Source organism: Kluyvera sp. 1366 (assembly GCF_054823405.1).
The window spans coordinates 228,795-247,742 of sequence record NZ_JBTRDW010000009.1 but is presented as its reverse complement, the minus strand read 5'-3'; the positions used below and the strand labels follow the sequence as shown (position 1 = coordinate 247,742).

Below are 18,948 nucleotides of genomic sequence, written 5' to 3'. Positions count from 1 at the left end.
TGGTATCTCTCGCATCCCAGGACATAAGCGACTCCATAAACGGGTTCTTATGCCTTAGTTGTAAGTGTCTACCATGTCCCCGAACAAGTGTTCACAATGTCCCCGGACTGTACACCCGCAAGCGGGAGAGGGAATGTTTAGAGGGCGCTCATTGTTACGTACGTGCTGGATCGGGCCCTTCTCCCGCGGGCGGGAGAAGGTTGGGATGAGGGACAAACCGCATCAGCTTAAAATCGTCGATAACTGCGCTGCGCCTGGCTCACTTTATACAGATAACGCCGTGATTCTGCCGATGGATGGTTGGTGGTCAGCGTCTGGTAAACTTCCGTCGGCGACATACTATTTATTGACGAGAACGCGCGATCCTTATCGCTGGAGAACACGCGTAGCACGCTGCCCGCGCCGCCGTTGTACGCGGTGATCACCGCATAACGCCGTGATGTCGGATCCTGAATCCCACCTAAATAACTTCTCTGCAGCAGCGACAAATACGCGGTGCCCGCATCAATATTATTCTCAGGATCAAGCAGATAGCTGCGGCTCGGTTTGCCACCTTTGCCCTTCATACGGAACACATCAACACCGGCGGTATGCTGCACCACCTGCATTAACCCCAGCGCATCAGCGTGGCTCACCGCATACGGGTTGAAGCTCGATTCAATCTGCATAATCGCCAGAATCAGTGACGCATCCACGCCATATTGTTCAGCGGCTTTACGCACCATTGGCAGATATTTGTGCGCACGTTTGTCGAGGTGGTTTGGCACCATCGGAATGGTAACCGACCAGATGACGTGCAATCCGGAGGTGCGTTTCTGCAGTTTGTTTTGAATCAGATAATCAGCAAAGCTGCCGGCGCGGCCCTGCCAGCGGATCGGCTGGCCGGTATTATCCAGCACCTGGCCGTACAGCAGCGGCTCTTTACTGATTTGAATATCGTTGGCATCGGAGTAGAGATCGACATTGCCCGGATCTTCGCCAATCAACAGCGTGGTGATGATCGCCTGACGCAGGCTGGCCATCGGATCGGTGCCGGAAATGGTCTCAATGGTGATGCTACCGCTGTCAAAGTTGATGTGACTGCGGGTGTAATAACCGTCGCTATATTTGACGTAATCTTTCGGTCCGGCGATCAGAACTTCATTGATTCCCCAAATGTTTTCAATATTGTGGGCAAACTGGCCCATCAAAATATCGAAACCGTTGGTGTCCTTGACCCACTCTTCATGAAACTGCGATTTTTTTTGTCCGGAGCAGGAGACCAAAAGTGGTGCAATCACCAAGAGCGCTATCAGTTTTTTATTCATTGTTAATGCGTGCCTGAATCGAAAAAGAGGGCCTCAAAGGGAAGCCCTGAACGGTTATTTTTCTGGCGGGGTGTAACCTTCAATGTGCACATCTTTGCCTTCGAACAGGAAATTGATCATCTCCTTCTCCAGCACTTTGCGATCTTCCGGGTTCATCATGCTCAATTTCTTCTCATTGATCAGCATGGTTTGCTTGGACATCCACTGCTGCCAGGCCTCTTTGGAGATCTCATTAAAGATGCGCTTACCCAATTCGCCAGGATAGAGCTGAAAGTCCTGACCTTCAGCGTCGCGTTGCAGATAAGTACAAAAAATGGTGCGGCTCATTACTCTTCCTCTTCGGTCACGTCTGCTCGACGCGTAAGCTGCTGGGGATGGCGCAATTCATGCAGCAAGCGCTCAACCGGCGCCGCCAAACCCACTGACGGTGGTTGCGCTAAGTTATACCAGAGACCGCCCACTTCATCCATCAGCGACCCAGCGGAAGGCTTTGCGAGCCACATAGGCACAATGTCTAAGTGGAAATGGCTGAAGGTATGGCGGAATGCGGTGAGCTGCTGCGGTTTAACATAAATGCCGCGCTCAGTTAGCCAGTCAGTTAGCGCTTGCTCACTTGTAAACTGCGGGAAGCAGAACAGTCCGCCCCACAGGCCAACCGGCGGGCGCTGCTCTAACCACACGTCATCGCCATCCTGCATCATCAGCATCCAGCCGCTACGTTCTGGCAAAGTCTGTTTGGGTTTCTTACCGGGATACGCCGCCCAGCTGTTATTGGCATAAGCTACGCATCTGCTGTTGAGCGGGCAAATTTCGCATTTAGGGCGTGAGCGAGTACATACTAATGCGCCAAGGTCCATCATTGCCTGATTGAATTGGCTTACGCCTGCCGCTGGCGTCACTTCTTCGCTGATCTGCCATAGCCGTTTTTCAACCTCCTTTTTACCCGGCCAGCCGCCCACCGCGTAGCAGCGCGCCAGCACGCGTTTTACGTTGCCATCCAGAATTGGGAAGTGCAGACCGAGCGACAGCGATAACACCGCGCCCGCGGTAGAACGGCCAATGCCCGGCAGCGCCGCGACATCGTCGAAGTTTCGCGGGAACTCGCCGCCGTGCTTCTCCACCACCTGTTTCGCGGCCTTGTGCAGATTGCGCGCGCGCGCGTAATAGCCGAGACCGGTCCACAGATGCAGCACTTCATCCAGCGGTGCCGCTGCCAGATCGGCCACCGTCGGGAAGCGCGCCATAAAGCGTTCAAAATAGGGAATGACGGTAGCAACCTGGGTTTGCTGCAGCATCACTTCAGAGAGCCATACCTTGTACGGCGTTTTCTCCTGCTGCCACGGCAGGGTTTTGCGACCAAAGCGCTGATACCAATCCAGCACTTGTTGCGCGAACGTCGGCGCTTGCATCATAAGAAGGAAATTTTCCGTGTTTACTCTACAATCAGGCAGGAATTCCAGCACAGAGACCTCAGGGTGTAAACCGGAACATTGCAAAGGCTTGCTTCTGCTTCCTAACTTTGCATAATGCCCGTTTCCCAGAACAGGCTAACCAGCAGGCTTCAACATGATTAATGACGTCATCACCCCAGAATTTGATGAGAACGGGCGGCCATTACGCCGTATCCGCAGTTTTGTGCGCCGTCAGGGGCGCTTAACGAAAGGACAGCAGCTCGCGCTCGATAATTTATGGCCGGAGATGGGCGTGGAGTTCCAGCAGGAGCCGCTGGATCTGGTGACGCTGTTTGGCCGTGACGCGCCGGTAGTGCTGGAGATCGGTTTTGGCATGGGCGCCTCGCTGGTGACCATGGCGCAGAATAATCCACATCAGAATTTCCTCGGCCTGGAAGTGCATGCGCCGGGCGTGGGTGCTTGCCTGGCGTCGGCGAAGGAAGCGGGCGTGGAGAACCTGCGCGTAATGTGTCACGACGCGGTAGAAGTGCTGCAGAAGATGATTCCGGATAACTCGCTGCGCATGGTGCAGCTGTTTTTCCCGGATCCGTGGCACAAAGCGCGTCATAACAAACGTCGCATCGTACAGGTGCCGTTTGCTGAGCTGGTGATGCGCAAATTGAAGCTGGGCGGCGTGTTCCATATGGCGACCGATTGGGAAGCCTACGCCGAACATATGTTGGAAGTGATGAGCAGCATCGACGGATATAAAAATCAGTCGGAAAGTAACAATTACGTGCCGCGTCCGGAAACGCGTCCGTTAACCAAGTTTGAGCAGCGCGGGCAGCGACTGGGCCATGGCGTGTGGGATCTGATGTTTGAGAGGGTGAAATAATGGCCGTACAGCGTAGCCGTCGTTTGCGTAAAAAACTGCATATTGATGAGTTTCAGGAATTAGGCTTCTCCGTCGCCTGGCGTTTCGCCGAAGGCACCACCGAGGAGCAAATCGACGCCACTGTTGATCAGTTCATTAATGAAGTGATCGCGCCGAACGGTCTGGCGTATGACGGCAGCGGTTATCTGGTGTGGGAAGGTCTGGTGTGCTTGCAGGAAACCGGCAAATGCACCGACGAGCACCGCGAACTGGTGCGTAAGTGGCTGGAAGCTCATAACCTGACGGATGTGCAGGTGACTGAACTCTTCGACGTTTGGTGGGACTAAAGATCGTATCGGGCTAGCTTACTTGCCCTTGTTGCACCGGGCAGTGCTCGCATTCCTCACGTACTTATGTACGCTCCGGATGCTGCGCGCTGGCCGCCACAAAAATGGCTGCGACGCTCAACGCCCGACCTTTCAGCGCGTAAAAAAGGGAGATTTCATGGTTCGTAAGGTACTTATCGCCGCGCTGCTGCTGGCGGCAACTCAGGCTCAGGCTGCATACGAATGCAGCGTCAAGCCACAGGATGATGTGATCATTAAACCGCAGAGCGTGCAGGTGGTGGGAACCAACGGCAACCTCGAAATCACTCCGCAGGGTGACGTGCAGTTTAATGGCCAGAAGGTCAACGTTGATAACGCCGCGCGCCAGAAAGCCATCGACTACCAGACCGCGCTGCGTCGCGATTTGCCGTGGATCGATAGCGGCGCAACCTCGCGTCTGGAACGCAGCCGCGTGGCGCTGGATAAAGTGATTGTCGACAAGCTCGGCGCGAACAGCAATGTGCGTAATCGTCTCACCAAACTGGATGGCCAGCTCAAGCAACAAATGAACCGCATTATTGAGCATCGTCCAGACGGACTGACGTTCCATCATCAGGCTATCGATCAGGTGCGCGCGGAAGGCGAGAAGCTGGTGCAGAGCACGCTAGGCGGCATCATGCAGGATAGTCTCAACGAAATGGGCAGCAGCCAGGCGGCGAGTGGCAGCAATCCACTGCAGGCCATTATGGGCAACCTTGGCGGTTTACAACAGTCGGTGCAGGCGGAGTGGAATAAGCAGGAGCAGGATTTCCAGAACTTCGGCCACGAAGTATGCAACCGCGTAACCGTGCTGGAAGAGCAGCGCAAAGGACTGATGCAGAACGTTAAAAGCTAATGATTTGCTTCAGCTAACAAAGCCAGCCCAGTCCCGGCTGGCTTTTTGCTTTTAAGATGCACTGCATTTAAGAACCTTAGATTCGGGACGAATCTGATAACCGTAAAAACACCAAAATAATAAAGATGAAAGTGGGTTAGCAACTCATTGAAATTATTTATTTTTAAGGAGTTTTTATGTTATTTTTTAACGCCTCTGCTTCCAGTAATACCTCTTCACCCCACACCGTGCATATTCAATCCGACTGGTATAACGATGCGCAGAAGCGATGGGAAGGCAGTGCGCATTCGCCAGATACCGTTGCAGTCATCATCATGGTCAATGGTAAAAACCCAATAAGTGTGCCAGTGAGTGGCGGCCGTTTTTCCTGGGCGCCTTCTCAACCCATGCCTGACGGTGAACATGTGCTGACCTTTGTTGCCGTTGATCGCGCTAATAACCAAAGTGATATCGTTTCGGTCAATTACAACATTGATACTATCGCGCCTGACAAGCCGCAAATTACTGCAATCGAAGACTATGCAGCGGGTGGAATACATAACGGCAATAGCATTAAGCGACATGGTTACACCAACGACGCAAATCCTGTCGTGCGTGGCGAGGCAGAAGCAAATAGCCTGGTATACATCTACAACAAAAACAGCAAAACGCCCCTGGCTTCGGTAACCGCTAATCAGCATGGCAAATGGGAGGTGGAAGTGAACCTGCCTAACGACGGTGCATATGAGTTGAGTGCCGTGGCAGAAGACCGGGCAAATAATCGCAGCCAGCCGTCGCTAAAGTGGCCATTTCAGCTTGATACCGAGAAACCGGATAGCGCCACCATCAATTACTTTGAGGATGATGTTGGTTTGTATCGCGGACAGTTTGATCTCATCCGGGCCACTGACGATCGCCGCCCTGAGCTGTATGGCACTGGCGACCCTAATGAATATGTACGCGTTCAATACGCCAGCAAAAACGGCAGTTGGGTAACAACCGCGACCGTTGCGGTAGACAGTGATGGCACCTGGCTGTGGACTCCACCGCAAAATCTCTCCGATGGTGAATGGAATTTTCGCGTACGTAACATTGATCATGCTGGTAACGTCAGTAAATGGAGCAGCACCGTCACGCTGCTGATTGATACCACAACCATTCAGCCCCTCATTATGCAGGTGCTCGATGATAGGGGACCCATTGAATCGGTATTGCCAGGGCAAAATACCGACGATGCACGTCTGGATTTTATCGGTAAGGCCGAAGTTAACAGCCTGGTGATTCTGTATCAGGATGGTACGGCGGTGGGATCGGCTTATGCAAATAGTCAGGGTGACTGGAGAATGACTCCGCAGCAAGATATGCGTGCAGGGCTGAATAATTTTGGTGTGAAGGCGATAGATGAAGCAGGGAATGAAAGTTCCTACTCTGCAAATTATCCGGTGAGATTCATCCCGTCACCCCAATATCAAGCCAATTATGAAAGTGAATCAAGAGATGATGGGAATGGGACGAGCTATTTGCCCATCCCAGGAGAACGCCACATTTATGATGTCGCGAGCTGGTTAAATACTTATCCGTCTCATTATCTGGTGAAAGCGGCAAATATTATTTTTTCGGGTGAAAACCAGATAATTGATTTTGCTGCGCTAAGTGCACGTGTGGAAGGTTTGCAGAAAATAGATATAAGTGGCAAAGGTAATAATCTGCTTAATCTCGATCTGCACTCGTTACTGAATGAAGGCGGTGAGGGGTTATTTATTAACGACGATAGTCAGCAATTGATGATTGATGGCGACATGGGCGACCGCATCACGCTTGATCGCACGCAATTCAGCGACGGCTGGTTAACTTCGCAGAATAAAGTCCAGATCGGCGGGGAAAACTGGACACTGTTAACCAATAGCCAGGCGCATTACACACTGTTAGTGAATCAGGAAATTGAAATTACTTACGGCTAATACGCAAAAAAGATGCCCGGTATAAGCCGGGCATTTTTCATTACTCTTCCGTCAGGAACAGTTCCAGCAGCGAGTTCAGGAACAGTTTGCCTTTCTCAGTGATCTGCCAGCTCTCCGTGGTTTCCTCCACGTATCCTGCACTTATCGCCGCATCGATTTGCGGGCGAATCACCTGCTCATCCATGCCGGTATAGCGGCGGAAATCGGCGCGCGGTGCGGCTTCCAGCAGACGAAAACGGTTCATAAAGAACTCGAACGGCTTGTCGTTCTCGGCCACGACGTGCTGCTTATCGAGATAGTTGCCTTTCATAAAGCCGCGCGGATGACGGGTTTTCACCGTGCGCACGATGCGACCATCGGCTTGCGTCAGCTTACCGTGGGCACCACAGCCAATCCCGAGGTAATCCCCGAAGCGCCAATAGTTGAGATTGTGCTCGCAGCGATAACCCGGTTTGGCATACGCCGAGGTTTCATATTGCTGATAACCTGCGGCGCTCAGCAGTTGATGACCTTGCTCAAAAATATCCCACAGCGCATCGTCATCAGGCAGTTTTGGCGGGCGCGAACCGAATAAGGTGTTCGGCTCAATCGTCAACTGATACCACGATAGATGCGGCGGATTAAGCGCAATCGCCTGGCGCAGATCATCCAGCGCTTCCTCCAGTGACTGATCCGGTAAGCCGTGCATCAGGTCGAGGTTAAAACTGCGCAGGCCTAATCCTTCAGCCAGCTGGGCGGCGCGCACGGCTTCTTCCGGCCCGTGAATGCGGCCTAAACGCGCCAGCTTCTGTGGACTGAAACTCTGCACGCCAATCGAAATACGGTTGATGCCGGCTTTCTGGTAGGCGCTAAAGCGATCGGCTTCAACGGTGCCTGGATTGGCTTCCATGGTGATTTCCGCATCGGCCGCCAGCGGCAAACGCGCACGCACGCCGTCCATCAGCATCTGCATCGCATTGCTGCTCAACAGGCTTGGCGTGCCGCCGCCGATGAAAATAGTGCGCACTTCACGGCCGCCGGTCAGCGGTAAATCCTGTTCGAGATCGTTGAGCAGGTGCTGCACATACTCAATGTGCGGCACCTCGCCTTTTAACGCGTGAGAGTTGAAATCACAGTACGGACACTTCTGCACACACCACGGAATATGGATGTACAGGCTTAATGGCGGCAACGTAGGTGAAAACTCAGGCATTGCGCATCGCTTCCAGCAGCAGCGTCAATGCTTTACCACGGTGAGAGACGGCGCGCTTTTCGTCTTTACTCAGCTCTGCCGCCGTTTTACCTAATTCAGGGACATAAAAGATGGGATCGTAACCAAAACCGCCTGCGCCCGCTGCCGCGCGGGTGATTTCCCCAGCCCAGCTACCGTGGAACACCAGCGGCGTGGGATCGGCGGCGTGACGCAGGTAAACCAGCACGCAGTGGAACTGCGCCTGACGTTTGCCATCCGGCACGTTTTCCAGCGCCACCAGCAGCTTGTCCAGATTCTGCTGGTCGCTGGCATCAACGCCCGCATAGCGCGCGGAGTAAATGCCCGGCGCGCCGCCCAGCGCATCAACCGCCAGACCGGAATCGTCGGCAATCGCTGGCAAACCGGTAATCTCAGCCGCATGACGCGCTTTCAGGATGGCATTTTCGATGAAAGTCAGGCCGGTTTCTTCCGCCGAATCAACGCCGAGTTCGGTTTGCGCCACAATATCAAGTCCGAAGGCCGCTAACAGATCGGCCAGTTCGCGGACTTTGCCGGGATTTCCGGTCGCGAGTACAACTTTTTGCATAACAGTTCCAGATAGACGAATTACAGCAAATACCAGAGACCTGGGAACAGGTCCATGCCGAGGAAATTCAGCGCGTACAGCACCAGAATCACAATCATGGCAGAGAAATCGATACCGCCCATCGCCGGCAGAATACGGCGAATCGGTGACATCAGCGGTTCAGTCAGCTGCATCAGAACCTGATCCACCGGGCCGCGACCCTGGCTGATCCAGCTCATCAGCGAACGAATGATGATCACCCAGAACACCAGATAACCGGCGGACTTCACCAGCGACAGCAGGCCAACCAGCAGGTTGGTGGGATCAACGGAGAACACGCCGACCTGAATCAGCAGCAGGATCGGATATTTCAGCGTGGTCAGCACAAAGGCCAGCAGCAGCGATGCGGTATCAATCGGGCCAATGGCTGGGATGACGCGGCGCAGCGGCTTGATAATCGGTTGGGTGATCTTCACGACAAACTGCGCCAGCGGGTTGTAGAAGTCACAGCGCGACCACTGCATCCAGATGCGCAGCAGCAGCACCATCACGTACAAATCGATCAGCGTTTTGACTAAAAACGTCAGTGTTAACATGAGGTTCCTCAATTATTGTTGTGAAGGTCGCGCATAATCCCGCGCACCAAAAACGGCGGTGCCAATACGCACCATGGTGCTGCCCGCGGCGATTGCCGCGTCCATATCGTCGCTCATTCCCAGAGAAAGCGTATCGACGTCAGGATAGTCCTGTTTTAAGGTTTGAAACGCGGCGGCCATCTGCTGACACACCGCCAGTTGCCGTGCGTATTCTGACTCTGGCGCCGGAATCGCCATCAGCCCACGCAAGCGCAAATTCGGCAGTGCGGCGATCTGCTGCGCCAGCTCCGGCAACGCCTCCAGCATGATGCCAGATTTGCTGTTCTCGTCACTGATATTTACCTGAATTAACACGTTGAGCGGCGGCAACGACGCCGGGCGCTGATCGTTCAGACGCTGCGCGATGCGCTGGCGGTCCACGGTGTGGCACCAGGCGAAGTTTTCCGCCACCAGACGGCTTTTATTGGATTGCAGCGGGCCGATAAAGTGCCATTGCAAATCAGGATGTGCGGCCAGCTCAGCCACTTTTTCAACCCCTTCCTGCACGTAATTCTCACCGAACACGTGTTGTCCAGCGGCAATGGCTTCTGCGACCGCGCTCGCAGGTTTGGTTTTGCTCACTGCAAGCAGCGTAATTTCTTCTGGCGCGCGGCCGCAACGTGCGGCGGCGGCGGCGATACGCTCACGCACTTGCTGTAAGTTGTGCTCAATGGAAGTCATAGTCAGGAGAAGCTAAATGGAGTTGGATGAAATAGTGGCCCTTAGTGTAAAGCATAACGCCGCCGATCTGCACCTTTGCAGCGGACATTTGCCGCACTGGCGGCGACAAGGCGTGCTGGAGCCGATTCCGCAGCAGAGCGCGCTGGATGGCGGCTGGCTGGAAGTCTTTATGCAGCAGTGGCTCACGGCGTCGCAGCAGGCCGAGCTGGAGGAGAACGGCCACGTTGACTTCGCTATTACGCTTGCCAGCGGCATACGGCTGCGCGCCAACCTGTTTATGCAGCGTCACGGCTTATCGCTGGCGCTGCGGCTGATTGCCAGCCAGGCGCCCGATCTCAGCAGCCTGCATCTGCCCGAGGTGGTGAGCCAGCTATTACAGCTGGAAGAGGGGCTGATTTTAATTACCGGCGCCACCGGCAGCGGCAAATCGACCACGCTGGCGGCAATGGTGGATTGTCTGAATCGTCAGCAGGCGCGACACATTCTGACGCTGGAAGATCCGATTGAGTTTGTGCATCGCAGCCAGCGCTCGCTGATTCAACAGCGCGAAGTAGGTGCGCACTGTGCCTCGTTTCAACACGGGCTGAAAGCCGCGCTGCGTGAAGATCCTGATGTGATTCTGCTCGGCGAACTGCGCGACAGCGAAACCATCCGCCTGGCGCTCACTGCAGCAGAAACCGGGCATCTGGTGCTGGCCACGCTCCATACGCGCGGCGCAACCCAGGCGGTTGATCGGCTGGTGGATGTCTTTCCCGCTGAGGAGAAAAACCTGGTGCGCACTCAATTAGCGGGCAGCCTGAAAGCGGTGCTGGCGCAACGTTTAGTGCCGGCAAAAGCGGGCGGGCGCATCGGCTTGTTTGAAGTGTTGGTGGCGACGCCGGCGGTGGCGAACCTGATCCGCGAAGGCAAGATGCATCAGTTGCCTGGCGTGTTGCAAACCGGCGCGCAGGCGGGCATGCAAACCTTTGCGCAGAGCGAGCAGGGGCGTCAGGCGGCGGGGATGACTTGAAGAGAGCCAGATAGGCGCTTAAAGGCGGAAAACCAACCCATTGTAGCGGCGCAATTTATTGCGAATTGCCACGGATGAGCAGAGCAGCGGCATAAACATGCGCGATGAATCGCGCCGCTATGCCATGTGCCAGATCTGGATGGCTTTAATGCGTATCAAACCAATCTTCGAGGATAATCACTGCGGATTGGGAATCAACCTGGCCTTTCTGCAACGCGCGAAAGCCGCCGCGTTCAAACAGATCGGCACGCGCTTCAACGGTGCTCAGGCGCTCGTCCTGCAACTCGACGCGTACGCCAAAACGACCATGCAGGCGATTGGCGAACTTACGTGCGCGCGCAGTAAGTTCCTGTTCGGTGCCATCCATATTCAGCGGCAAGCCCACTACCACATAATCGGGCTGCCACTCTTTCAGCAGCTTTTCGATCAGCTTCCAGTCCGGCGTGCCGTCCTGCGCTTTTAGCGCCGTCAGCGCGCGCGCGGTGCCCGTTAATTGCTGACCGACAGCAACGCCGATGCTTTTGGTGCCGAAATCGAAGCCCAGTAAGGTTTCACTGGCCATCAGGCGTGCCCTGCATCGGTGGCAATGTTGTGAATATCGACGCCCAAACCGCGTGCCGCTTCACGCCAGCGTTCAGCGATGGGCGTCTGGAACAGAATATTGGTGTTAGCGGGCGAGGTGAGCCAGGCATTCTCCAGCAACTCCTCTTCCAGCTGACCTTTCTCCCAGGCGCAATAACCCAGCGCCACCAGCACGTTATCGGGCTGTGAAGTGGTGCCGATCGCTTCCAGCACATCACGTGAGGTGGTGATTACCGTGGTGTCTGAAATACGAATGCTCGAGGAGTAAATGCGCTGCGCCGAGTGCAGGATGAAACCACGATCTTCCGCCAGCGGACCACCGGCAAACACTGGCTTGTCCAGTTTGATGGCAGGATCGCGTTCGGATGCGCTAATTTTAAGCTTTTTAAGGATGCCTTCGACCGTCAGGTTGTCCATTGGCTTATTAACGATCAAACCCATGGCGCCATCTTCATTGTGCTCGCAGATATAAACTACCGAGCGTTTGAACAGTGGGTCCTGCAGCGACGGCATCGCAATTAGAAAATGATGCTGTAAATTCATTATCACTCGTATACCAAAAATAACCGGCGCAGCCGCGGCAGCGCCGGTTTTGGGTGTTCACGGAGTGGAGACTCCGACGGCATCAGCCCAGGCGTTTCTCAATGGCATCCATCAGCATGCCAGTGATCGATATCGGGAACGCGGCCTCGATTTCACGTACGCAGGTTGGGCTGGTCACGTTAACTTCAGTCAGTTTATCACCGATAATATCCAGGCCGACAAAAATCAGCCCTTTGGCTTTCAGCGTTGGGCCAACGCGACGCGCAATTTCCCAGTCGCTGTCGCTCAGCGGACGCGCTTCACCACGGCCACCGGCTGCCAGATTACCGCGCGTTTCGCCGCCTTGCGGAATGCGCGCCAGGCAGTAAGGTACGGGTTCGCCATCCACCACCAACACGCGTTTGTCGCCGTCTTTGATCGCCGGCAGATAGTTCTGCGCCATGCAGAAGTACTGGCCGTGATTAGTCAGGGTTTCGGTGATCACGCCGAAGTTGGCATCGTCCTGTTTCACGCGGAAGATCGAGGCGCCGCCCATGCCGTCCAGCGGCTTAAAGATCACGTCGCCATGCTCCTGCCAGAAGGCGCGCAGCTGCTCTTTATTACGCGTGACCAGCGTATCTGGCGTCAGGTCGGCGAACCATGCGGTATACAGCTTCTCGTTGCAGTCGCGCAGGCTCTGTGGTTTGTTCACGATCAGCGTACCTTGCTCTTCTGCGCGTTCCAGCAGGTAAGTGGCATAGATAAATTCGGTGTCGAACGGCGGATCTTTACGCATCAGCACCACGTTAAGATCGGCCAGCGGGATATTCTGCTCGCTGCCAAACGTGTACCAGTTGTCGTAGTTCTGCTCAACGCTCAGCAGACGCGTGCGTGCGTAAGTCACACCGCCGCGCAGGGAGAGATCGCCCATCTCCATGTAATGAATTTCGTAACCACGGCGCTGTGCTTCCAGCAACATGGCGAAGCTGGTGTCTTTTTTAATATTGATGGACGAAATCGGGTCCATAACGATGCCAAGCTTAATCATTATTCTCTCCTAAATGGGGAAGCATTTACCCCGAAAGCGTTGTGCTGTGAAGTTACGTTCGAACCCGAAAGTATCGCTTAACCGAGGTCACCAAACCTCACCTGAAGTGCCGTAATGGCGGTGAGTGCGGTGGTTTCGGTGCGCAACACGCGGGGTCCAAGCAGAATATCGGTAAAACCCTGCTGCGCGGTCATGGCAATTTCATCGGCGGTTAAGCCACCTTCCGGCCCAATCAGCAAGCGCAGGCGCTCTACCGGCTGCGGCAGCGTGTTGATGCTGTGGCTGGCGCGCGGATGCAAATTGAGCTTCAAACCGTCTTCGGCTTCCGCGCACCAGGCTTGCAATGTCATCGGCTCGCGAATTTCCGGCACACGATTACGGCCGCACTGTTCACAGGCGGCAATCGCGATTTTCTGCCATTGCTGAATCTTTTTTGCCAGCCGCTCGGCGTCCAGCTTTACGCCGCAGCGTTCAGAAAACAAGGGCGTAATCACATTCACGCCAAGTTCGATCGATTTCTGGATAGTGAATTCCATTTTTTCACCGCGCGACATCACCTGGCCGAGGTGTAAATGCAGCGGGGATTCACGGTCATCAGCCTGGCTGGCAAGGACCCTTACTTTTACACGCTTTTTATCAGCCTGGGTGATTTCGGCGCTAAAAGTCAGATTACTGCCATCAAACAGCTCAATTTGCTGACCGGCCGACATGCGCAGCACGCGTCCAACATGGTTAGCGGCATCTTCATCGAGGAAGACTTCACTGTTAACTTCGAGAGATTCGGGATGATAAATGCGAGGTATACGCATGCGGTTCCTGCCAGCGTTATGCCGTGTCAGCGGACACGGCGCAATCGAAAAAAGCTAGTGTAGGGTAGCGCTTTTAGCGCTGGCAAGCCTGCTGTACATAGGAATTGTGATTTCCCTGCACTTTGGCGATGCGATTGTCGCGCTCACACTCCCAGCTCGTCACCGGATATTGCTTATCCCACGCGGTAAACAGTTGGGTTTGCTGACGCGACAGGCGCAGGTGATATTGGTCGCGCATATAGAAGTAAGTGCGGGCAATGGCGCCACGCGCACGCTCCGGCGGCTGCGCCAGTTTCTGCTTAAAATCGACCTTCATGCTGCATTGACCGTACTGCTGTTCGCCGCCGTTCCATTGGCTGTACTGGAAATTATTGCGGTCGCCGTTCACTTCACCAATCGCCGGCTGCAGGTTATGCAGATCGCTCTCAATGCGGCGGTAATCGGCATCTTTGCTGCAGCTTTTGCGGCCGCCGTTTTGCCAGCACTGACGCTGATGGCCGAACTCCCACGCGGGCATCACATGTTCCCACTCAATGCGTTCGGCGCGATTGGCGTTCTTACGCACGCTGTAGCCGCAACTGCTTAGATCCGGTACGCCCTTTTTGCCGTGCCAGCTGATTTTGCAGCCGCAGTAAAAGTCGGCGGGCGCATCTGCGTTGATCTGCGCGGCATAGGCTTTGGCCTGACTAAAATTGTTTTGATGATAGTGAGTGAAACTGAGGCTGTAAGCGCTAAGCGGGGCAACTAACAAGGTAAGTAACAGCAACGTTTTGCGAGACATATTCCAAAAATTAACCTGGTCCTGAAAAAGGGCGGCAGGGTAACAGAATGATGACGCACGGGATATGAGATTAGGCTAGGTTGCTGAACTAATTCGATAAAAATTCACCGGGTTGCAGCAGGGATTTGCAGTGCACACAGCGATATTCGCTTTCTCCACGCAGCACACGATTATGGCGCCGTACGGTGAGCTGATGCTGCTGACAGCGGCAGCGATAGGGGAAGGTGTTGCTGCGCACCGAGGCGATTTCAAACTGGTGGGTGCGGCGCGCAGGCACGCCGAGCACGCTCTCCATCATCCATTTCCACTCTTTGCCGTGCGGCGGCACGCGACCAAAGGTTTTCCACACCAGCAGATGCGCCAGTTCGTGCGGCACCACTTCATCAACGAATGCCTGCTGATTCTCCAGCAGCAGCACCGGATTGATGCGGATTTCCCACTTCTCCAGCCATGCGGTGCCCGCAGCGGTGCCGCGCTGCTGATAAACCAGCGAGGGCTCATCAAAGCGGCGTTCCAGCTTTTCGTTGGCCTGCTGTAAATAGTGGCGCAGCGAGCGCATAACGGCTTGTTGTAAGGCGATGGGAAGGCGCAGTGTTTTCATGGGGGGCAGCATAAAAGGTTGCCGGAACGATCTCAAATAAAAAGGGCTGCCAATTGGCAGCCCTTGCATTCGCTCATCGGGATTACTTCTGACCGATATCGCGCAGCTTTTTGCCAGACATCAGGTTGCGCTCGATGTGCTCCAGCGAAACGTTTTTGGTCTCTGGAATCAGCGCCAGCGTCAGCAGAATGAAGAACACGTTCAGACCGGCGTAAACCCAGAAGGTTGGCGCGTTGCCCAGCGTATTCAGCATGGTCAGGAAGGTCGCACCGACAATCATGTTGGCAATCCAGTTGGTCGCGGTGGACACCGTGATACCGAAGTCGCGGCCTTTCAGCGGCTGAATCTCGGAACACAGTACCCAAATCAGCGGGCCAGCAGACATCGCAAAACCAATGATGAACATCAGCAGCATCGCCACCGCGAAGTATTGCGCTTCTTGAGAATGGATGCCGATGTGCAGCATGGTGCCGAGAATGCCCATACCCAGCGCCATCACCAGGAAGCCCAGCAGCAGCGTAGGTTTACGGCCCCAGCGATCCACCAGACCGATAGCTATAAAGGTCGCCAACACGTTCACCAGACCAACAATCACCGTGCCCCACATTTGTTGCGTGGTGTTGGCAAAGCCAGCGATTTCGAAGATCTTCGGTGCGTAGTACATGATGACGTTCATGCCGGTGAACTGCTGCATCACCTGCAACAGCACGCCAAGGAACACTGCGCGGCGGAAGTTGCTGTTGCTCTGGAACAGCTGCCAGCCCGACTGTTTAATTTTCAGGCTTTCACGGATTTCATCCAGTTCACGTTTTGCTTGTTCACTGGTATCACGCAGGCGCGATAACACGCGCTCAGCACTGCGGAAGTCACCTTTAGCCGCCAGCCAGCGTGGGCTGTTGGGCAGGAAGAAGACGCCAATCAGCAGCAGTACCGCAGGAATAGTGATGATGCCCAGCATCCAGCGCCATGCGCCAGCGTCGCTGAACGCGGTATCGGAGAGATACGCCGCCAGAATACCGATGGTGATCATCAGCTGATACAGCGAAATCATACTGCCGCGAATCTTCTCTGGTGCGATTTCCGAGAGATACAGCGGCGCGGTGTAAGAGGCAACACCCACGGCCAGGCCAAGCACCACACGCGCGGCGATCAGCATTTCCGGGCTGGTTGCACCCGCAGACCACAGTGAACCGATAACGAAAAGAATCGCACCGGCCATCAGGCTCTTTTTACGACCCAGACGCGATGACATCCAGCCGCTGCCCACCGCACCGACTGCAGCACCAAACATCATTGAGCTGACGATCCACTCTTGCTGGTGGGCAGTGACGTTAAAATCTTTCGCGATGAAAGGCAGAGCACCGGCGATAACACCGATATCCAGACCAAACAGCAAGCCGGCCAGCGCCGCTAAGAAGCAGACAAACAAGGTCATGACCTTATTTGAAGTTCTGCTCTTGTGATTATTACCAGGCATGAAGCCTCCAAAGTTTATCCATCGTTGTTGTTATCAATGTTATGAAACCTGTCGGCGGAAAAAAGTGAGTAAGATCACATCAGTGTAATCGGTTACACACGCTGAAACCCTGCAATCCAGCATTTTCCGCCCGAAATAGTTACGTAACCAGTAAGGTATAGCACCCTTTAAGTTTCTGACATCGCACTAAATACCGGCTATCAGACGACGCTGAAAATAACGCATTTTCAGAGTAATAACTACGCTGAAAAATCTCTAAATTGCCGATTGATAAAGGATTTCAAAATGTAATCGTTATCACTAAGTTGTAAGCGAGGTGAAAGAAGTGTAGACGGCGGAGAAAAATGTGCCTGACGATGCAAAGGCATAAAAAAAAGCCCGCCAAAAGCGAGCTTCGATGTCAAATTGTGCAGCGTCGCCCTCTCCCGTGGGAGAGGGCATCAGCCCGCAGAGGAGTCTGTTACTTCAAACCCGCCGCTTCGCGCAGCTGCGCGGCTTTGTCAGTCTGCTCCCACGGGAAGTGCTCACGACCAAAGTGACCGTATGCTGCGGTCTCTTTGTAGATCGGTTTCAGCAGATCCATCATCTGAATCAGGCCGTATGGACGCAGGTCGAAGAACTCGCGCACCAGCAGCGTCAGCTGCTCGGTGGAGACTTTCTCGGTACCGAAGGTTTCAACCATGATCGAGGTTGGCTCAGCCACGCCGATGGCGTAAGAAACCTGGATTTCACAACGGTCAGCCAGGCCAGCCGCGACGATGTTCTTCGCCACATAACGTGCAGCGTAAGCGGCAGAACGGTCGACTTTTGACGGATCCTTACCTGAGAACGCGCCGCCACCGTGACGCGCCATGCCGCCGTAGGTATCAACGATGATTTTACGACCGGTCAGACCGCAGTCGCCCATTGGACCACCGATGACAAAACGGCCAGTTGGGTTGATGTGGTATTTGGTGCTGGCGGTGATCCACTCAGTCGGCAGAACCGGCTTGATGATCTCTTCCATCACCGCTTCACGCAGATCGGCGGTGGTCACATCTTCAGCATGCTGGGTCGAGAGTACAACTGCATCGATACCGACAATTTTGCCGTCATCGTACTGGAAGGTGATCTGGCTTTTTGCATCCGGACGCAGCCACGGCAGTGAACCACTTTTACGCACTTCAGCCTGACGCTGCACCAGACGGTGCGCGTAGGTGACCGGCGCTGGCATCAGCACATCGGTTTCGTTGCTGGCGTAGCCGAACATCAGGCCCTGATCGCCCGCGCCTTGTTCCAGCGGATCGGTACGGTCAACGCCCTGATTGATGTCTGGAGATTGCTTACCAATCGCGCTCAGCACTGCGCAAGAGTTCGCATCAAAGCCCATATCGGAATGGACATAGCCGATTTCACGTACGGTATTACGGGTGATCTCTTCGATATCCACCCATGCGCTGGTGGTGATTTCACCGCCAACCAGCACCATACCGGTCTTCACGTAAGTTTCGCAGGCCACGCGCGCTTTAGGATCCTGCTCGAGGATCGCATCCAGCACGGCATCGGAAATTTGGTCAGCGATTTTATCAGGATGTCCTTCTGATACGGACTCAGATGTAAAAAGGTGTTTAGCCATTCTGTTCTTTACCTTAAAAATGGTTTGAATACGACTGCATAGCGTAAGCGGGATCAGACCGACTCGACGCCCCTTCAGGCAAAGCCGCAAGCAGTGGCAGCGAGAGCATTAACTCACACCGCCTGAATGTTAATCAGTTTAGATGGAAAACCATCTGGACGGCTATTCTAGGTTACTCAGTGAGCACTTTTCCAGTGCTTTTTCCGATCCCGCATTTTCCGCAACATCCTAAGTGGAATCATTTCCTGACACCGCGCGCAGTTACTGACAAAGATTTTGCAATTTACCCCGCGTGGCTGTATAAAACGCCGCTGCTGTTGACCACAGCCGCAAAGGATGACGCCGCCGTGCGTCGCGCTGTCAGATGCCATTTAATCTGACCTTCACCCAAGCCGTTTCTCGCATGCTTTAAGCAGGCGATGGAGGTGATTAAAGTAATGAACCACTCTTTCTCTCGCTTTGGTTCACTGCGCTGTTCCGGCGCGCTGGCACTCCTTTCACACTCCAAACCCGTTCTTTTCTCTTATCGACGTTGTGTTCATTCTCCCGACACGCGCGCCGGTTAACATTTCTCTGCATCTATTACTCTATTTCGCTGTCTACTGACCGTGGAAGTCTCAGGCTATTTGCCCCGACTTTGGCGCGGTGTTTTACACTTAGAGTCAGCATTGCACAGTGCAACCTTACAGAGGCAGCAA

The 18,948-nt window shown here is 54.4% G+C and carries 20 protein-coding genes; 5 read left to right on the top strand and 15 right to left on the bottom strand.

The window, feature by feature from the left end; all coding sequences use genetic code 11:
* Window positions 1–227: 227 nt before the first annotated feature.
* The 3 genes from mltC to mutY are packed head-to-tail and all read right to left on the bottom strand — an operon-like array spanning window position 228 to window position 2,719.
* Window positions 228–1,307, bottom strand: coding sequence for a membrane-bound lytic murein transglycosylase MltC (gene mltC / locus ACVLVH_RS20200; RefSeq protein WP_192236401.1), 1,080 nt, complete (start codon window positions 1,305–1,307; stop codon window positions 228–230).
* Between the two features lie 54 nt (window positions 1,308–1,361).
* Window positions 1,362–1,634 carry an oxidative damage protection protein gene (locus tag ACVLVH_RS20195; RefSeq protein ID WP_007890330.1) on the bottom strand — a complete coding sequence of 91 codons (273 nt, stop codon included), beginning with the start codon at window positions 1,632–1,634 and terminating at the stop codon, window positions 1,362–1,364.
* A complete protein-coding gene (mutY, locus tag ACVLVH_RS20190) occupies window positions 1,634–2,719 on the bottom strand; it encodes an A/G-specific adenine glycosylase (RefSeq protein WP_192412071.1) in 1,086 nt (361 codons plus the stop codon). Before mutY ends, ACVLVH_RS20195 begins: the two co-directional genes overlap by 1 nt.
* A 154-nt stretch (window positions 2,720–2,873) precedes the next feature.
* Between mutY and trmB the strand changes: the two genes are divergently transcribed.
* From trmB to ACVLVH_RS20170, 4 genes are all read left to right on the top strand, one after another.
* Window positions 2,874–3,593 (top strand): tRNA (guanosine(46)-N7)-methyltransferase TrmB, encoded by a 720-nt coding sequence (trmB, locus tag ACVLVH_RS20185; protein WP_008107230.1) that lies wholly within the window; start codon window positions 2,874–2,876, stop codon window positions 3,591–3,593.
* Window positions 3,593–3,919 carry a YggL family protein gene (locus ACVLVH_RS20180; protein WP_008107231.1) on the top strand — a complete coding sequence of 109 codons (327 nt, stop codon included), beginning with the start codon at window positions 3,593–3,595 and terminating at the stop codon, window positions 3,917–3,919. The genes trmB and ACVLVH_RS20180 overlap by 1 nt, the downstream gene beginning before the upstream one ends.
* Window positions 3,920–4,076: 157 nt before the next feature.
* Window positions 4,077–4,793, top strand: a complete 717-nt coding sequence (locus ACVLVH_RS20175; RefSeq protein WP_192412070.1) for a YggN family protein — start codon at window positions 4,077–4,079, stop codon at window positions 4,791–4,793.
* Window positions 4,794–4,969: 176 nt separating this feature from the next.
* Window positions 4,970–6,733 (top strand): Ig-like domain-containing protein, encoded by a 1,764-nt coding sequence (locus ACVLVH_RS20170; RefSeq protein WP_192412069.1) that lies wholly within the window; start codon window positions 4,970–4,972, stop codon window positions 6,731–6,733.
* Between the two features lie 40 nt (window positions 6,734–6,773).
* On the opposite strand, the gene hemW is transcribed toward ACVLVH_RS20170, so the two are convergent.
* The 4 genes from hemW to ACVLVH_RS20150 are packed head-to-tail and all read right to left on the bottom strand — an operon-like array spanning window position 6,774 to window position 9,806.
* Window positions 6,774–7,925: a radical SAM family heme chaperone HemW gene (gene hemW / locus ACVLVH_RS20165; protein WP_101761903.1), complete on the bottom strand. Its 1,152-nt coding sequence runs from the start codon at window positions 7,923–7,925 to the stop codon at window positions 6,774–6,776.
* On the bottom strand, window positions 7,918–8,511 hold the full coding sequence (locus ACVLVH_RS20160) for an XTP/dITP diphosphatase (protein ID WP_101761904.1): 594 nt from the start codon (window positions 8,509–8,511) through the stop codon (window positions 7,918–7,920). The genes hemW and ACVLVH_RS20160 overlap by 8 nt, the downstream gene beginning before the upstream one ends.
* Window positions 8,512–8,531: 20 nt before the next feature.
* The gene (locus ACVLVH_RS20155) at window positions 8,532–9,086 is read right to left on the bottom strand and encodes a YggT family protein (RefSeq protein ID WP_008107240.1); all 555 of its coding nucleotides are present in this window, start codon (window positions 9,084–9,086) and stop codon (window positions 8,532–8,534) included.
* 12 nt (window positions 9,087–9,098) lie between these two features.
* Entirely contained in the window at window positions 9,099–9,806 is a 708-nt protein-coding gene (locus ACVLVH_RS20150) for a YggS family pyridoxal phosphate-dependent enzyme (protein ID WP_192412067.1), read from the bottom strand.
* Between the two features lie 16 nt (window positions 9,807–9,822).
* On the opposite strand from ACVLVH_RS20150, the gene ACVLVH_RS20145 reads away from it, so the two are divergent.
* Window positions 9,823–10,815, top strand: coding sequence for a type IV pilus twitching motility protein PilT (locus tag ACVLVH_RS20145; protein WP_192412066.1), 993 nt, complete (start codon window positions 9,823–9,825; stop codon window positions 10,813–10,815).
* A 145-nt stretch (window positions 10,816–10,960) separates the two neighbouring features.
* Here ACVLVH_RS20145 and ruvX read toward each other — a convergent pair whose 3' ends face one another.
* From ruvX to metK, 8 genes are all read right to left on the bottom strand, one after another.
* Window positions 10,961–11,377, bottom strand: a complete 417-nt coding sequence (ruvX, locus tag ACVLVH_RS20140; protein WP_061720236.1) for a Holliday junction resolvase RuvX — start codon at window positions 11,375–11,377, stop codon at window positions 10,961–10,963.
* Window positions 11,377–11,940, bottom strand: coding sequence for a YqgE/AlgH family protein (locus tag ACVLVH_RS20135; protein WP_137386422.1), 564 nt, complete (start codon window positions 11,938–11,940; stop codon window positions 11,377–11,379). Before ACVLVH_RS20135 ends, ruvX begins: the two co-directional genes overlap by 1 nt.
* 82 nt (window positions 11,941–12,022) lie before the next feature.
* On the bottom strand, window positions 12,023–12,967 hold the full coding sequence (gshB, locus tag ACVLVH_RS20130) for a glutathione synthase (protein ID WP_498949997.1): 945 nt from the start codon (window positions 12,965–12,967) through the stop codon (window positions 12,023–12,025).
* A 77-nt stretch (window positions 12,968–13,044) separates the two neighbouring features.
* Window positions 13,045–13,776, bottom strand: a complete 732-nt coding sequence (gene rsmE, locus ACVLVH_RS20125) for a 16S rRNA (uracil(1498)-N(3))-methyltransferase (protein WP_192412065.1) — start codon at window positions 13,774–13,776, stop codon at window positions 13,045–13,047.
* 73 nt (window positions 13,777–13,849) lie between these two features.
* Window positions 13,850–14,557 (bottom strand): deoxyribonuclease I, encoded by a 708-nt coding sequence (gene endA, locus ACVLVH_RS20120; protein WP_192236412.1) that lies wholly within the window; start codon window positions 14,555–14,557, stop codon window positions 13,850–13,852.
* Window positions 14,558–14,645: 88 nt separating this feature from the next.
* A complete protein-coding gene (locus tag ACVLVH_RS20115; protein WP_462062006.1) occupies window positions 14,646–15,158 on the bottom strand; it encodes a SprT family zinc-dependent metalloprotease in 513 nt (170 codons plus the stop codon).
* An 82-nt stretch (window positions 15,159–15,240) separates the two neighbouring features.
* Window positions 15,241–16,635: a sugar porter family MFS transporter gene (locus tag ACVLVH_RS20110; RefSeq protein WP_101761913.1), complete on the bottom strand. Its 1,395-nt coding sequence runs from the start codon at window positions 16,633–16,635 to the stop codon at window positions 15,241–15,243.
* Window positions 16,636–17,095: 460 nt separating this feature from the next.
* The gene (metK, locus tag ACVLVH_RS20105; RefSeq protein ID WP_061720231.1) at window positions 17,096–18,250 is read right to left on the bottom strand and encodes a methionine adenosyltransferase; all 1,155 of its coding nucleotides are present in this window, start codon (window positions 18,248–18,250) and stop codon (window positions 17,096–17,098) included.
* Between the last annotated feature and the right edge of the window lie 698 nt (window positions 18,251–18,948).

Coding starts and splice junctions, on each gene's coding strand:
- endA (WP_192236412.1), bottom strand. CDS start 14,557: ATGTCTCGCAAAACGTTGCTGTTACTTACCTTGTTAGTTGCCCCGCTT.
- ACVLVH_RS20115 (WP_462062006.1), bottom strand. CDS start 15,158: ATGAAAACACTGCGCCTTCCCATCGCCTTACAACAAGCCGTTATGCGC.
- ACVLVH_RS20170 (WP_192412069.1), top strand. CDS start 4,970: ATGTTATTTTTTAACGCCTCTGCTTCCAGTAATACCTCTTCACCCCAC.
- ACVLVH_RS20145 (WP_192412066.1), top strand. CDS start 9,823: ATGGAGTTGGATGAAATAGTGGCCCTTAGTGTAAAGCATAACGCCGCC.
- gshB (WP_498949997.1), bottom strand. CDS start 12,967: ATGATTAAGCTTGGCATCGTTATGGACCCGATTTCGTCCATCAATATT.
- ACVLVH_RS20155 (WP_008107240.1), bottom strand. CDS start 9,086: ATGTTAACACTGACGTTTTTAGTCAAAACGCTGATCGATTTGTACGTG.
- rsmE (WP_192412065.1), bottom strand. CDS start 13,776: ATGCGTATACCTCGCATTTATCATCCCGAATCTCTCGAAGTTAACAGT.
- ruvX (WP_061720236.1), bottom strand. CDS start 11,377: ATGGCCAGTGAAACCTTACTGGGCTTCGATTTCGGCACCAAAAGCATC.
- ACVLVH_RS20195 (WP_007890330.1), bottom strand. CDS start 1,634: ATGAGCCGCACCATTTTTTGTACTTATCTGCAACGCGACGCTGAAGGT.
- trmB (WP_008107230.1), top strand. CDS start 2,874: ATGATTAATGACGTCATCACCCCAGAATTTGATGAGAACGGGCGGCCA.
- mltC (WP_192236401.1), bottom strand. CDS start 1,307: ATGAATAAAAAACTGATAGCGCTCTTGGTGATTGCACCACTTTTGGTC.
- ACVLVH_RS20135 (WP_137386422.1), bottom strand. CDS start 11,940: ATGAATTTACAGCATCATTTTCTAATTGCGATGCCGTCGCTGCAGGAC.
- ACVLVH_RS20110 (WP_101761913.1), bottom strand. CDS start 16,635: ATGCCTGGTAATAATCACAAGAGCAGAACTTCAAATAAGGTCATGACC.
- metK (WP_061720231.1), bottom strand. CDS start 18,250: ATGGCTAAACACCTTTTTACATCTGAGTCCGTATCAGAAGGACATCCT.
- ACVLVH_RS20180 (WP_008107231.1), top strand. CDS start 3,593: ATGGCCGTACAGCGTAGCCGTCGTTTGCGTAAAAAACTGCATATTGAT.
- ACVLVH_RS20175 (WP_192412070.1), top strand. CDS start 4,077: ATGGTTCGTAAGGTACTTATCGCCGCGCTGCTGCTGGCGGCAACTCAG.
- ACVLVH_RS20160 (WP_101761904.1), bottom strand. CDS start 8,511: ATGCAAAAAGTTGTACTCGCGACCGGAAATCCCGGCAAAGTCCGCGAA.
- hemW (WP_101761903.1), bottom strand. CDS start 7,925: ATGCCTGAGTTTTCACCTACGTTGCCGCCATTAAGCCTGTACATCCAT.
- ACVLVH_RS20150 (WP_192412067.1), bottom strand. CDS start 9,806: ATGACTTCCATTGAGCACAACTTACAGCAAGTGCGTGAGCGTATCGCC.
- mutY (WP_192412071.1), bottom strand. CDS start 2,719: ATGATGCAAGCGCCGACGTTCGCGCAACAAGTGCTGGATTGGTATCAG.